Annotated in this window: 10 protein-coding genes; 7 read left to right on the forward strand and 3 right to left on the reverse strand. The window is 71.8% G+C overall.

Features of this window, described 5'->3' with window-relative positions; genetic code table 11:
- Window positions 1-3 precede the first annotated feature (3 nt).
- Both ACF09E_RS09225 and ACF09E_RS09230 read right to left on the reverse strand, forming a co-directional pair.
- Entirely contained in the window at window positions 4-1,452 is a 1,449-nt protein-coding gene (locus tag ACF09E_RS09225; RefSeq protein ID WP_392204574.1) for a dihydrolipoyl dehydrogenase family protein, read from the reverse strand.
- 69 nt (window positions 1,453-1,521) lie between these two features.
- Window positions 1,522-2,829 (reverse strand): ROK family protein, encoded by a 1,308-nt coding sequence (locus ACF09E_RS09230; protein ID WP_392204575.1) that lies wholly within the window; start codon window positions 2,827-2,829, stop codon window positions 1,522-1,524.
- Window positions 2,830-3,001: 172 nt separating this feature from the next.
- On the opposite strand from ACF09E_RS09230, the gene ACF09E_RS09235 reads away from it, so the two are divergent.
- The 4 genes from ACF09E_RS09235 to ACF09E_RS09250 are packed head-to-tail and all read left to right on the forward strand — an operon-like array spanning window position 3,002 to window position 7,635.
- Complete coding sequence (locus ACF09E_RS09235) at window positions 3,002-4,306, forward strand: ABC transporter substrate-binding protein (RefSeq protein ID WP_392204576.1); 1,305 nt, start codon at window positions 3,002-3,004, stop codon at window positions 4,304-4,306.
- A gap of 11 nt (window positions 4,307-4,317) precedes the next feature.
- Window positions 4,318-5,310 carry a sugar ABC transporter permease gene (locus ACF09E_RS09240; RefSeq protein ID WP_361861945.1) on the forward strand — a complete coding sequence of 331 codons (993 nt, stop codon included), beginning with the start codon at window positions 4,318-4,320 and terminating at the stop codon, window positions 5,308-5,310.
- A gap of 49 nt (window positions 5,311-5,359) precedes the next feature.
- Window positions 5,360-6,199 (forward strand): carbohydrate ABC transporter permease, encoded by an 840-nt coding sequence (locus ACF09E_RS09245; RefSeq protein WP_361861951.1) that lies wholly within the window; start codon window positions 5,360-5,362, stop codon window positions 6,197-6,199.
- 35 nt (window positions 6,200-6,234) lie between these two features.
- Window positions 6,235-7,635, forward strand: a complete 1,401-nt coding sequence (locus tag ACF09E_RS09250) for a GH1 family beta-glucosidase (RefSeq protein ID WP_392204577.1) — start codon at window positions 6,235-6,237, stop codon at window positions 7,633-7,635.
- A 94-nt stretch (window positions 7,636-7,729) separates the two neighbouring features.
- On the opposite strand, the gene ACF09E_RS09255 is transcribed toward ACF09E_RS09250, so the two are convergent.
- Window positions 7,730-8,749 carry a LacI family DNA-binding transcriptional regulator gene (locus ACF09E_RS09255; RefSeq protein ID WP_392204578.1) on the reverse strand — a complete coding sequence of 340 codons (1,020 nt, stop codon included), beginning with the start codon at window positions 8,747-8,749 and terminating at the stop codon, window positions 7,730-7,732.
- A gap of 191 nt (window positions 8,750-8,940) precedes the next feature.
- On the opposite strand from ACF09E_RS09255, the gene ACF09E_RS09260 reads away from it, so the two are divergent.
- The 3 genes from ACF09E_RS09260 to ACF09E_RS09270 all read left to right on the forward strand — a co-directional run bounded on the left by ACF09E_RS09260 (window position 8,941) and on the right by ACF09E_RS09270 (window position 14,588).
- Window positions 8,941-11,136, forward strand: a complete 2,196-nt coding sequence (locus ACF09E_RS09260; RefSeq protein ID WP_392204579.1) for a discoidin domain-containing protein — start codon at window positions 8,941-8,943, stop codon at window positions 11,134-11,136.
- A gap of 122 nt (window positions 11,137-11,258) precedes the next feature.
- A complete protein-coding gene (locus ACF09E_RS09265; RefSeq protein ID WP_392204580.1) occupies window positions 11,259-13,457 on the forward strand; it encodes a discoidin domain-containing protein in 2,199 nt (732 codons plus the stop codon).
- 27 nt (window positions 13,458-13,484) lie between these two features.
- Window positions 13,485-14,588 carry a DUF1996 domain-containing protein gene (locus ACF09E_RS09270; protein WP_392204581.1) on the forward strand — a complete coding sequence of 368 codons (1,104 nt, stop codon included), beginning with the start codon at window positions 13,485-13,487 and terminating at the stop codon, window positions 14,586-14,588.
- The last annotated feature ends 42 nt before the right edge of the window (window positions 14,589-14,630 follow it).

The following is a 14,630-nucleotide window of genomic DNA, read 5'->3' on the forward strand; positions in this document are numbered from 1 at the left end:
TCCTCAGCCCCGGTAGGCCTCCAGCAGGCGCAGCCACGCCTCGCTCAGCGTCGGGTACGAGGGCACGGCGTGCCACAGCCGGGCGATCGGGACCTCTCCGACGACCGCGACCGTCGCCGAGTGGACCAGTTCCCCGATGCCGGGGCCGACGAAGGTGGCGCCGAGGATCACCTCCCGGTCGAGGTCCACGACCATCCGGGCGTGCCCCTGGTAGCCCTGGGCGTAGAGCCCGGCCCCGGCGACCTGGCGCATGTCGAGGTCCACGGCGCGGACCCGGTGACCGGCCCGCTCGGCCTCGGCGAGCGAGAGCCCGACGGCCGCCGCCTCGGGGTCGCTGAACACCACCTGCGGCACCGCGGCGTGGTCGGCGGTGGCCGCGTACGGGCCCCAGCCCGACGCGTCGAGGGAGCCGTCGCCCTGGGCGCGGGCGGCGATCGCGGCACCGGCGATCCGTGCCTGGTACTTGCCCTGGTGGGTCAGGAGCGCACGGTGGTTGACGTCCCCGACGGCGTACAGCCAGTCGGTTCCGACCACCCTGAGGCTGTCGTCGACGTCGAGCCAGGAGCCCGGCTTCAGTCCGACCGTCTCCAGGCCGAGGTCCTCGGTGCGCGGGGCCCGCCCGGTCGCGAAGAGCACCTGGTCGCCCTCGACGTGGTCGCCGCCCTCCAGGACGACGGTGACCGGTCCCGCGCCCCCGTCGCGCACGACCGCGCTGACGGTGACTCCGGTGCGGACGTCCACGCCGCGCGCGGTCAGGGCCGCCGCCACGTGCTCCCCGACGAAGGGTTCCATCCGGGGCAGCAGGCCCCCGCCCCGCACGAGCATCGTGACCTGCGCTCCGAAGGCGTGCCAGGCGGTGGCCATCTCGACCCCCACCACTCCCCCGCCGACCACGATCAGCCGGCCCGGCACCCGGTCGGCGCTGGTCGCCTCGCGGCTGGTCCAGGGGTGCGCCCCGGGCAGTCCCGGCAGGTCGGGCAGGACGGCGCGGCTGCCGGTGCAGACGGCGACGGCGTGGCGTGCGGTGAGGACGTGCCGCTCCCCCTCGGGGGCCGCGACCTCCACACGGCGGGGCCCGAGGAGGCGGCCGTGGCCGCGGAAGATCCGTACGCCGATCGAGTCGAGCCAGTCCACCTGCCCGTCGTCCGTCCAGTCCCCGACGACCTCGTCCCGGTGGGCGAGGATCTCCGGGACGTCGAGCGGACGGTGGACCGCGGCGCGCAGACCCGCCACCCGGCGGGCGTCGGAGCGGGCGATCACCGGGCGCAGCAGGGCCTTGCTGGGCATGCAGGCCCAGTAGGAGCACTCACCGCCGACCAGCTCGCTCTCGACGATCGCCGCGCTCAGGCCGGCGGCCCGCACCCGGTCGACGACGTTCTCCCCGACCGGCCCGGCCCCCAGGACCACCACGTCGTACTCGTGCTCGTGCTCGCTCTGCACCGTTCGTGTCATGGGGGACAGTCTGGCCCAACCGCGCCGCCTCGCACGGCTCGATACGCCGGGGCGGGGACGGGTTCCGGCTCAGGTGGAGACGCGGTCCTGGAGGGCGGACTGCCAGGCGGGCGCGGGGACGGCGGGCTCCCGCTCGGGGCGCCGGCCGCCCTGCGCGAAGAAGTCGACCAGCGGCAGCAGGGCCGCGCCGACGGTGACCGCCTCCGGGCCGAGGGTGCCGAGTCCGATGCCGGTCCGGCTGGCCGGGTAGGTGAGGGCGTAGTCCCGCGCGTAGCCGGTGACGGTCTCCAGGAAGCGGGTGCCGAGCTGGAGGCCGGCCCAGCCGCCGACGAGGATCCGTTCGGGCTGGAAGAGGTTGATGAGGTCGGCGAAGCCGGCGCCGAGGTACTCGGCGGTCTCGGCCAGGACCGCGAGCGCCGTCGCGTCGGGCTCCGTCCCCGGCTCCGCCGGATACGCCGCGGCGAGCATCGCGGTCAGCGCCGTCTCCTCGTCCGCGCCCGCCGGCGGCACCCCGCCCGCCTCCCGCCACCGCTCGAGAAGCGCCTCCGCCCCGGCGTACGCCTCCAAGCAGCCCTGCGCCCCGCAGCGGCAGCGCCGCCCCCGCACACCCACGGTCAGATGACCCCACTCGATCGCCCGGCCCGGCCCCATCGGATCGGTGACCACGCACGCGCCGACACCCGAGCCGAAGAGGACCACCACCGCGCTGCGCGCCCCGCGCCCGGCGCCGAACCACATCTCGGCCTGCCCGAGGGTCTTGGCGCCGTTGTCGATCCAGTACGGAACGGACTCCGGCAGGTCGACGGCCGCGCGGAGCAGGCGCTCGAAGGGGACGGCGTCCCAGCCGACGGTCTGGCCGTGGACGACCGCGCCGTCCCCGGCGTCCCGGGCCACGATGCCGGGCACCCCGACGCCGACGCCGATGAGGCGGTCGGCGGGCACCTCGGCGAGGCGCAGCACCTCCGCGATGCCGTCCCGGAGATGACCGACGACCAGGTCGACGTCGTAACGGGCCGTGCGGGGCCCGGAGCAGGCCAACGGGCGCTCGGTGCGCGCCAGTTCGGTGAGGGTGAGGTCGAACAGCTCGATCCTGACCCGGGTCTCGCCGATGTCGACGCCGATCATGAAGCCGCTGGAGGGGGCGATCCGGACGAGGGTGCGGGGGCGCCCGCCGGCCGAGTCGACGCTGCCGGCCTCCTCCACGAGTCCGTCGGCGACGAGTTCGGCCACCACGTTGCTGACGGATCCCGAGCTGAGGCCGGTCGCCGGGCCGAGCGTGAGGCGGCTCATCGGTCCTTCGAAGTACAGCCTGCGCAGAACCGCGGTGCGGTTCTCGCGCCGCAGGTCACGCACCGTACGGCCAGTTCTCGCGTGCACGTGGGTCCCCGTCTCTGAAGTCGTTCGTTGCAACATACCCGCAGCACAGGCCTTGACGCGACCTTCTCATGGGGTTTAACTCACATCCTAAATTAAGCCGATGTTACGGCGAGGCGCCCAGAAGCCCACCCTCATCGGCACGCCCCCTCGTCCCTGAAAGGGCCCAGGAGCCATGCGCAGAGTCAGAGCCGCTGTCACCGGTGTCGTCACCCTCTCCCTCGCCTTCACCGCCACCGCCTGCGGCGGCGGCGAGGCGACCGAGTCGTCGCCGAAGACCCTCACCTACTGGGCCTCCAACCAGGGCGCCAGCCTGGAGGTCGACAAGAAGGTCCTGCAGCCCGAGCTCGACCAGTTCGAGAAGGAGACCGGGATCAAGGTCAAGCTGGAGGTGATCCCGTGGTCCGACCTGCTCAACCGGATCCTCACCGCGACCACCTCCGGCCAGGGGCCGGACATCCTCAACATCGGCAACACCTGGAGCGCCTCGCTCCAGTCCACCGGCGCACTCCTGCCCTGGGACGCGAAGAACCTGGAGGCCATCGGCGGCCGGGACCGGTTCGTCGAGTCCGCGCTCGGCTCCACCGGCGTCCCGGGCCAGGACCCGGCCGCCGTCCCGCTCTACTCGATGGCCTACGCGCTCTACTACAACAAGAAGATGTTCAAGGAGGCCGGCATAGCCAAGCCGCCGGCCACCTGGGACGAGGTGATCGCCGCCGGCAAGAAGCTCACCAAGGGCGGCAACGCGGGCATCGGGGTCGAGGGCTCCAACCTCTCCAACAACATCCACCAGGTGTTCGTCCTCGGCAAGCAGCACGGCGCCGACTTCTTCACCGCCGACGGCAAGCCCGACTTCACCTCCGACGGGGCCGTCGCCGCCGTCAAGCAGTACATCGACCTGATGGCCGCCCAGAAGATCGTCGCCCCCGGCAACGCCGAGTACGCGCAGAACCAGTCCCTCAGCGACTTCGCCAAGAACAAGACCGGCATGGTCCTGTGGCAGACCCCGCAGCAGACCTTCTCCGCGCAGGGCATGGGCCCCGAGGAGTGGGGCGTGGCCCCCGCCCCGGTCGCGTCCGGCAAGCCCGGCCAGGGCGCCCAGACCAACTCCATGGTCGCCGGCATCAACATGGCCGTCTTCAAGAACACCAAGAACCTCGACGGCGCCCTGAAGTTCGTGAAGTACATGACGAGCGACGAGGAGCAGATCGTCCTCAACAAGGCGTACGGCTCCGTCCCGCCGGTCAAGGGCGCGCAGAAGGACGCCGCCTTCGCCGCCCCGTCGCTCACCGTCATCCGCGACACCCTCGCCACCAGCGCCGCCGCCCTGCCGCAGGTCCCCGAGGAGTCCCAGTTCGAGACGGTCGTGGGCACCGCGGTCAAGGAGCTGTTCGCCGACGCCGCCGCCGGCCGGCCGGTCACCACGGAGTCCGTGAAGGCCAAGCTCGCCAAGGCCCAGCAGCAGATGCCCAAGAAGTAGGCAGCCCCACCATGACCGAGACCGCCGTCGCTCACCCGACCGAGCCGGCGGTGCGCAAGGCCACACCCGGAGAGGCACGCGCACCACGCCGCTCCGGGCGTCGCCGCATCGCACTGCCCTACCTGCTGCTCCTGCCCGCCCTGCTCCTCGAACTCCTCGTCCACCTCGTACCGATGCTCATGGGCATCGCCATGAGCTTCAAGGAGCTCACGCAGTTCTACATCCGGAACTGGAACGAGGCTCCCTGGTCGGGCCTGGACAACTACTCCGTCGCGATCGACTTCGACGCCCCCGTCGGGCAGGCGCTCCTGAAGTCCTTCCTGACGACGTGTCTGTTCACCGTCCTGTCCGTGGGACTGTGCTGGCTCCTCGGGACCGCCGCCGCGATCTTCCTCCAGGAGAACTTCCGCGGCCGGGGCTTCCTGCGGACCCTGTTCCTCGTCCCGTACGCCCTGCCCGTCTACGCGGCCGTCATCACCTGGGCGTTCATGTTCCAGAGGGACAACGGCCTGGTCAACCACGTCCTCCACGACCAGCTCGGCATCGGCGACAGCCCCGCCTTCTGGCTCATCGGGGACAACAGCTTCTGGGCCCTGCTCGTCGTCTCCGTCTGGAAGGGCTGGCCGTTCGCCTTCCTCACCGTCATGGCGGGGCTCCAGAACATCCCCCGCGACATGTACGAGGCGGCGGCCCTCGACGGGGCCGGCGTGTGGAAGCAGATCCGGCACATCACCCTGCCGTCGCTGCGCTCCGTCAACCAGGTCCTCGTCCTCGTGCTCTTCCTCTGGACCTTCAACGACTTCAACACGCCGTTCGTGCTCTTCGGGAAGGCCGCGCCCGAGGCCGCCGACCTGATCTCGCTCCACATCTACCAGTCGTCCTTCCAGACGTGGAACTTCGGCACCGGCTCGGCCATGTCCGTCCTGCTGCTGCTCTTCCTCCTCGTCGTCACGGGCGTCTACCTCCTGCTCACCAGCCGCGGAAGGAAGGCAGCCGATGTCTGAGCACACCTCCCGGCACGCGGCTCCGCGCCCGCGCCCCGGCCGCTCCCCCATGGCGGCGCCCCGCTCGTTCCTGTGGACCCGGCGGATCTTCCTCACCCTGCTCACCGCCTTCGTGGTGCTGCCGGTGTACGTGATGATCTCCAGCTCCCTGAAGCCCCTCGCGGACGTCTCGGGGAAGTTCGAGTGGATCCCGTCCGGGCTCACGCTGCGGCCCTACTTCGACATCTGGGAGACCGTCCCGCTCGCCGACTACTTCGTGAACTCGATCGTGGTCGCCGGCGCGGCCACGGTGTTCTCGGTGGTGGTCGCGATCTTCGCCGCGTACGCCGTCAGCCGCTACACCTTCCGGGGCAAGCGGGTCTTCACCGTGACGGTCCTCTCCACCCAGATGTTCCCCGGCATCCTCTTCCTGCTGCCGCTCTTCCTCATCTACGTCAACATCGGCAACGCCACCGGCATCGCCCTCTTCGGCTCCCGCGAAGGCCTGATCCTCACCTATCTGACCTTCTCGCTGCCGTTCTCCATCTGGATGCTCACCGGCTACTTCGACTCGATCCCGCGCGAGCTCGACGAGGCCGCCAAGGTCGACGGCTGCGGACCGATCAGCGCGCTGTTCCGCGTCATCGTCCCCGCCGCGTCCCCCGGCATCATCGCCGTGGCCGTCTACGCCTTCATGACCGCCTGGGGCGAGGTCCTCTTCGCCTCCGTCATGACCAACGACACCACCCGCACCCTCGCCGTCGGCCTCCAGGGGTACGCCACCCAGAACGACGTCTACTGGAACCAGGTGATGGCCGCCTCCCTCGTGGTGAGCGTCCCCGTCGTCGTCGGCTTCCTGCTCCTCCAGCGCTATCTCGTCGCCGGCCTCACCGCAGGTGCGGTCAAGTGACGCCCCTCTCCACACCCATCACGAAGAGGTTCCCCGTGTCCGTCTCCCCCGGCTCCGCCGATTCCCGCACCGCGCTCGACCTGGAGGCCTTCCCGCCGGACTTCTCCTGGGGCACGGCGACCTCCGCCTACCAGATCGAGGGCGCCGTCGCCGAGGACGGCCGGGCCCCGTCGATCTGGGACACCTTCTCCCGCGTCCCGGGCGCCGTCGACAACGGCGACCACGGCGACACCGCCTGCGACCACTACCACCGCTGGCCCGAGGACATCGCCCTGATGAAGGGCTTCGGCACCGACGCCTACCGGCTCTCCGTCGCCTGGCCCCGCGTGGTCCCCGGCGGCGACGGCCCCGTCAACGCCGCCGGCCTCGACTTCTACGACCGGCTCGTCGACGGACTCCTCGACGCCGGCATCACGCCCTCCGTCACCCTCTACCACTGGGACCTGCCGCAGGCCCTCCAGGACCGGGTGCGGGACAGCCGCGGCGGCTGGACCGAGCGGGCCACCGCCGAACACCTCGCCGCCTACGCCTCCGTCGTCGCCGAACGCCTCGGCGACCGGGTCACCCAGTGGGCGACCCTCAACGAACCGCTCTGCTCCGGCTGGATCGGTCACCTGGAGGGCCGGATGGCCCCCGGCCTCACCGACCTCACCGCCGCCGTCCGCGCCTCGTACCACCTCCTCCTCGCGCACGGCCTCGCCACCCAGGCCGTCCGCGCCGCCGCGCCCGGGGCCCAGGTCGGCCTGGTCACCAACCACTCCACCGTCGCGCCGGCCTCCACCCGGCCCGAGGACATCGCCGCCGCCGCCCGCGCCGACGGCCACACCAACCGCTGGTGGCTGGACCCGGTCTACGGCCGCGGCTTCCCGACCGACATGCGCGAGTTGTACGGGGTCGAACTGCCGGAGCGGCCCGGGGACCTGGAGGCCATCGCGGCCCCCCTGGACTGGCACGGCCTCAACTACTACTTCCCGGTCACCGTCGCCGACGACCCGACCGGCCCCGTCCCGTACGCCCGCGAGGTGCGGCTGCCCGAGGTGCCCCGCACCGGCATGGACTGGCAGATCGACGCGGGCGGCCTGGAGGCCTTCCTGCTGCGCCTCACCGAGGACTACGGCGTGCGCAAGCTGTACGTCACCGAGAACGGCTCGGCCTTCCCCGACACCGTCGGCCCCGACGGCGCGGTCCACGACCCCGAGCGCACCCGCTACCTGGAGCAGCACCTCGCGGCCTGCGCCCGGGCCCTGCGCAAGGGCGCGCCGCTCGCCGGGTACTACGCCTGGTCCCTGCTCGACAACTTCGAGTGGGCCTACGGCTACGACAAGCGCTTCGGCCTCGTCCACGTCGACTACGCGACGCAGCGCCGGACCGTGAAGACGAGCGGCCGGCGGTACGCGGAGCTCGTCCGCGCCCACCGGCAGGCCCACGGGAACTGACCCCGCCCGCCCCGCACCTCCGGAAGGCCGCCCCGCATCCCCGGGGCGGCCTTCCGGCGTGTCCCCGTGCCGCAGGTCCCTCGCGCCGCGGCCGTCAGGCGGACTCGCGGACGACCAGGACCGGTGCGAAGACCTCGGAGGCCGGCTCGGTGCGGGTGCCGTCGAGCTGTTCGACCAGCAGCGTGGCCATCGCGGCGGCCATGCGTTCCACCGGCTGGCGCACGGTGGTCAGCTGCGGTCGCGCCTTGCGGGCCGCCACCGAGTCGTCGAAGCCCACGACGGCCACGGTGCCGGGGACGGAGACGCCCTGCTCGCGCAGGTACTGGCAGGCGCCCTGGGCCATCAGGTCGTTGGCGGCGAACACGGCGTCGAGGTCGGGATGGTCCTTGAGGAGCCGGGCCATCGCCCGCCGCCCGCTGTCCACCGTGTACCGGCCCCGTACGACGGGCACCGAGGTCACGCCGCGGGCCGCGAGGGCGTCCCGGAACCCGTCCAAGCGCTCCCCGGCCGTGGGCGCGGTGACGGGGGCGGCGATGGCGGCCGGGCGCCTCCGTCCGGTGGTCCAGAGGTGCTCGGCCGCGAGGCGGGCGCCCGCGGGGTTGTCGAGGTCCACGTAGCCGCACCGCTCCCCCTCGCGGGGGCGGCCGAACAGCACCGTGGGCAGGCCCGCCGCCAGGAGCATGGACGGGAGCGGGTCGTCCTCGTCCAGCGGGACGACGAGCGCCCCGTCGGCGCCGCCCTGTCGCAGGTACTCGACGAGTTGCGCCCTGGCCTGCTCGGACTCGGCGACGAGCAGCACCGGCTGGATCTCCCGGCGGCGCAGGACGGGCAGGACGCCGTCGACGACCCGGCCGAAGAAGGGGTCGGAGAAGACCCGGGCGGTGAAGGACCGGCCGGTGGCGGAGAGCACCAGGGCGACGGTCCCGGTGCGCCGGGTGACCAGGGAGCGCGCGGCCTGGTTGGGCGTGTAGCCGATGCGGTCGATGGCGTCGCGGACGCTCCGCTGGATCTCGGGAGCCACGTTGCGCACGCCGTTGACCACGCGGGACACCGTCGCGCGCGACACCCCCGCCTCCCGTGCGACGTCTTCCAGAGTCGGTGCTCGATTCCCCACCCACGCACCTTAACGGTGCCGTGTGTCCGGTGGGAGGACGGTCCGCGGGCGGCCGGAACCTGTTGCTGTCGACACTTAATGAAAGCCAAAAGAAAAGTCGTGTCATACGCCTTGACCGTCAACTCGCCCGGCGGGCAAGGTTTCGGGAGAGCGCTCTCCCACGTTTCCCCCATGTATCCAGAGGAGACCCCATGTCTTCCCTCGGGTCCCCGCCGGTCCTCCGGCGACCCGCCTCACGCGTCCGCCGGGCCACCGTCGGCGCACTCGTCACCGCCCTGGCCGGCGGCCTGCTCGCCCTCGCCCCCGCCACGACGGCGCAAGCGGCCCCCACCCTGCTCTCCCAGGGGAAGACCGCGACCGCCTCCTCCACCGAGGGCGGGGCGTTCACCGCCTCCGCCGCCGTGGACGGCAACCTGACCGGGACCCGCTGGGCCAGCGCCTGGCAGGACTCCCAGTGGATCCAGGTCGACCTCGGCAGCAGCGCCACGCTCAGCCGCGCGGTCCTGACCTGGGAGGCCGCCTACGGCAAGAGCTACGACATCCAGGCCTCCGAGAACGGCACCGACTGGCGGACCGTCACCTCGGTCACCGCGGGCGACGGCGGCACCGACGAGGTCACCCTCTCCGGGACCGGGCGCTACATCCGGATGAACGGCCGCACCCGGGCCACCGGCTACGGCTTCTCCCTCTGGGAGTTCCAGGTCTACGGCTCCACCGACAGCACCGGCCCGACGCTGCCCGGCGGCGGCGACCTCGGCCCGAACGTGCATGTCGTCGACCCGGCCACGCCCGGCATCCAGGCCAAGCTGGACCAGGTCTTCCAGCAGCAGGAGTCCGCCCAGTTCGGCAACGGCCGGCACGCCTTCCTGTTCAAGCCCGGCACGTACAACGGCCTCAACGCCCAGATCGGCTTCTACACCCAGATAGCCGGCCTCGGGCTCCGCCCCGGCGACACCACCATCAACGGCGACGTGACCGTCGACGCCGGCTGGTTCAACGGCAACGCCACCCAGAACTTCTGGCGCGGCGCCGAGGGCCTCACCCTCAACCCGGTCAGCGGCACCAACCGGTGGGCCGTCTCGCAGGCCTCCTCCTTCCGCCGCATGCACGTCAAGGGCGGCCTCAACCTCGCGCCCAACGGCTACGGCTGGGCCAGCGGCGGCTACATCGCCGACTCCAAGATCGACGGCCAGGTCGGCAACTACTCCCAGCAGCAGTGGTACACCCGCGAGAGCAGCATCGGCGGCTGGTCCAACAGCGTCTGGAACCAGACCTTCTCGGGCGTCGAGGGCGCTCCGGCCACCTCATTCCCCGAGCCCCGCTACACCACGCTCGACACCACGCCGATCTCCCGCGAGAAGCCGTACCTCTACCTCGACGGCAACGAGTACAAGGTCTTCGCCCCGGCCAAGCGCGTGAACGCCCGCGGCACCAGCTGGGCCAACGGCACCCCGCAGGGCACGTCGATCCCGCTGAGCCAGTTCTACGTGGTCAAGCCGGGCGCCACCGCCGCCACCATCAACCAGGCACTGGCCCAGGGCCTGCACCTGCTGTTCACGCCGGGCGTCTACCACGTCGACCAGACCATCAACGTGAACCGCGCCGACACCATCGTGCTCGGCCTCGGCCTCGCCACGATCATCCCGGACAACGGCGTCACCGCGATGAAGGTCGCCGACGTCGACGGCGTCCGCCTCGCCGGCTTCCTGATCGACGCCGGCCCGGTCAACTCCCCGACCCTGCTGGAGCTCGGGCCGCAGAACTCCTCCGCGGACCACGCCGCCAACCCCACCACCGTCCAGGACGTGTACATCCGCATCGGCGGCGCCGGCGCGGGCAAGGCCACCACCAGCATGGTCGTGAACAGCGACGACGCCATCATCGACCACACCTGGGTGTGGCGCGCCGACCACGGCGAGGGCTGGGGCTGGGAGACCAACCGCGCCGACTACGGCGTCCGCGTCAACGGCGACGACGTGCTGGCCACCGGCCTGTTCGTCGAGCACTTCAACAAGTACGACGTCGAGTGGTACGGCGAGCGCGGCCGCACGATCTTCTACCAGAACGAGAAGGCGTACGACGCCCCGAACCAGGCCGCCATCCAGAACGGCAGCACGAAGGGCTACGCCGCCTACCGGGTCGACGACTCGGTGAACACCCACGAGGCCTGGGGCCTCGGCAGCTACTGCAACTACAACGTGGACCCGACGATCGTCCAGGACCACGGCTTCAAGGCACCCGTCAAGCCCGGGGTGAAGTTCCACAGCCTGCTCGTCGTGTCCCTCGGCGGCATGGGCCACTACAACCACGTCATCAACGACACCGGGGCGTCCACCATCCCCGCCGGCACCTCCACCGTGCCGTCCACCGTCGTCAACTTCCCCTGACGGCCCGCCGGGGCGCCCCCCAGCCGGGGCGCCCCGCCCCCCACACCCCTTCCGGGCGGCGCCCAGTCCCCGCCGCGCCGCCCGGAAGGCGATCCCCCCTCCCCCTCCGGCCAGGAGCCGCCATGTCCCCGACCACCTCCCCCACCACCCCACGGCGCCCCGGCGCCCGCACCCGCACCCGCACGACGGCCTCGCTCGTCTCCGTCGGGGCCCTGCTCGCCACCGCCCTCGGCTCCGCCACGGTGCTGGCCGCGCCCCCCGCCGCAGCGGCCGAGACCCTCCTCTCCCAGGGGAGGACGGCGACCGCCTCCTCCTCCGAGGGCGAGGCCTGGAAGGCCTCCGCCGCCTTCGACGGCGACCTCACCGGCACCCGCTGGGCCAGCCAGTGGAGCGACGCCCAGTGGATCCAGGTCGACCTGGGCACCCGTACCGACATCAGCCGGGTCGTCCTGAACTGGGAGGGCGCCTACGGCAAGGCGTACGACATCCAGCTCTCCGACAACGGCACGGACTGGCGCACCGTCACCTCCGTGACCGCGGGCGACGGCGGCACCGACGAGCTCGCGGTCAGCGGCACCGGCCGCTACGTGCGCCTCCAGGGCGTCACCCGCGGCACCGGATACGGCTACTCGCTCTGGGAGTTCCGGGTCTACGGCGGCGGATCCGCCCAGCCCGAGCCCGGCGGCGCCGTCCGCGTCACCGGCGGCCAGGGCGACTGGCGGCTGACGGTGGGCGGACAGCCGTACACCGTCAAGGGCGTCACCTGGGGACCCGCGATGGCCGACGCGCCCCGCTACATGCCCGACGTGCGGTCCATGGGCGTCAACACCGTCCGCACCTGGGGAACGGACGCCGGCACCAAGCCGCTGCTCGACGCCGCCGCCGCCAACGGCGTCAAGGTGATCAACGGCTTCTGGCTCCAGCCGGGCGGCGGCCCGGGCTCCGGCGGCTGCGTGAACTACGTGACGGACACGGCCTACAAGAGCACCATGCTCACCGAGTTCGCCAAGTGGGTCGAGACCTACAAGTCCCACCCGGCCACGCTCATGTGGAACGTCGGCAACGAGTCCGTCCTCGGCCTGCAGAACTGCTACGGCGGCACCGAGCTGGAGGCCCAGCGCAACGCGTACACGACCTTCGTCAACGACGTCGCCAAGCGGATCCACGCCATCGACCCCGACCACCCCGTGACCTCCACGGACGCGTGGACCGGCGCGTGGCCGTACTACAAGCGCAACGCACCCGACCTGGACCTCTACTCGATGAACGCCTACGGCGACATCTGCGGGGTCCGCGAGGACTGGGTGGAGGGCGGCTACACCAAGCCGTACATCATCACCGAGACCGGGCCGGCCGGCGAGTGGGAGACCCCCAAGGACGCCAACGGCGTCCCCGAGGAGCCCACCGACGTCCAGAAGGCCGAGGGCTACACCAAGGCCTGGAACTGCGTCACCGGCCACCAGGGCGTCGCCCTCGGCGCGACCGCCTTCCACTACGGCATCGAGCACGACTTCGGCGGCGTCTGGTTCAACCTGCTCCCCGACGGCCTGAAGCGCCTCTCCTACTACGCCCTCAAGAAGGCCTACACCGGCTCCGTCGCGGGCGACAACACCCCGCCGGTCATCAGCGGGATGACCGTCACCCCCGCCGGATCCGCCCCGGCCGGCGGCGAGTTCACCGTCCGCGCCGACGTGCGCGACCCCGACGGCGACCGCGTCACCACCAAGATCCTCCTCAGCGGCAACTACGCCAACGGCGACAAGCGCCTGATCGACGTCCCGTACCGCTCCCTCGGCAACGGCTCCTTCGCCGTCACGGCGCCCGAGAAGCTCGGCGTGTGGAAGGTGTACGTCCAGGCCGAGGACGGCCGCGGCAACGTCGGCATCGAGACCAGGTCCGTCAAGGTCGTCGCCCCGCCCGTCGCCGGCACCAACATCGCCCTGAACCGGCCCACCACCGCCTCCTCCGCGCAGGCCTCCTACGGCGACTGCCCCTGTCCGGCGACCAACGCCACCGACGGGAACACCGGCACCCGCTGGGCCAGCGACTGGAGCGACCCGCAGTGGATCCAGGTCGACCTCGGCTCGGCCAGGCCCCTGCGCACCCTGCAGCTCGTCTGGGACCCCGCCTACGCCAAGTCCTACGAGGTGCAGGTGTCCGACGACGGCAACGCCTGGCGGACGATCCACACCACCACGACGGGCAACGGTGACATCGACACCATCACCACCGCCACCACCGCCCGGTACGTCCGGCTCCAGCTCACCGCACGCGGCACCGGCTGGGGCTACTCGCTCCACGAGTTCGGCGTCTACAGCTGACCCCCTGAGGAGAACGAGGAGAACACGATGAGAATCCGCGGCCGGACCCTGTCCGCCCTGCTGCTCGCAGCCGCCCTGGGCGTCTCCGCCCTGACCGTCGACACCTACACCGCCGCCACCGCCCACGGGGAGACCGCCCCGGCCGCCGCCCACGGGTCACACGGAGCGGGCGGCGCCGCCACCGGCCACGTCATGGCCGCCTCCACCCAGGCCTCGGGCGACGACGCCGACGGCGACGGCTACATCCCGGCCGTCCCCCAGGTCACCGGGGTCACCCCGTCCACCGCCACCCCGCCCCCGGCCTACCACCACGAGTTCCAGGCCGGCTGCTCCGTCACCCACACCGCGCCGGACGACCCGATCGTCTACCCGGGGCAGTTCGGCAAGTCCCACGACCACACGTTCATGGGCAACACCTCCACGAACGCCGCCAGCACCACCGCCTCGCTCTACGGGGGCGGCACCACCTGCAAGGCGCCCGCGGACGCCTCCGCCTACTGGATGCCGTCGCTGTACAACGGCGACCAGAAGATCCTGCCCGTCGGCCCGCAGGTCATCTACTACAAGGCGGGCGTCACCGACTACCGGAGCGTCCGGCCCTTCCCCAAGGGCCTGCGCTTCGTCGTCGGCAACCCGATGCAGACCGCCGAGGAGTTCCGGAGCCACAAGGGCTTCGTCGAGGGCTGGGAGTGCGGTGACAGCTTCTTCAACACCGACATCCCCGCAAGCTGTCCCAGCCGGCCCGACGTGCAGCTCAACCTGCGCATGCAGGCCCCCAGCTGCTGGAACGGCCTCTACCTCGACACCCCCGACCACAAGAGCCACATGGCGTACCCGGTGGTGAAGCCCGGCACCAACGACAACATGTGCCCGGCCTCGCACCCGGTCGCCCTGCCCATGATCGAGTTCAAGATGGCGTGGCCGGTCAACGGCGACATGAGCCGGGTCCGGCTGGCCAGCGGACGCGGCTACTCCTTCCACTACGACTTCTTCAACGCGTGGGAGGAGCGCACCCTCAAGGCCCTCGTCGACCACTGCATCAACGGCGGCCTCCAGTGCGACACCCGGGGCTTCGACCTCTACCGCCCCGAGCGCGGCGTCGTGCTGGACGAGAACCACCGCCTGCCCTGACCCCGCTCCCGCACCCGGCCCGGACGCCCGCGAGGGCGCCCG

It is taken from the genome of Streptomyces sp. NPDC014891 (genome assembly GCF_043081085.1).
Taxonomy (GTDB): Bacteria; Actinomycetota; Actinomycetes; order Streptomycetales; family Streptomycetaceae; genus Streptomyces.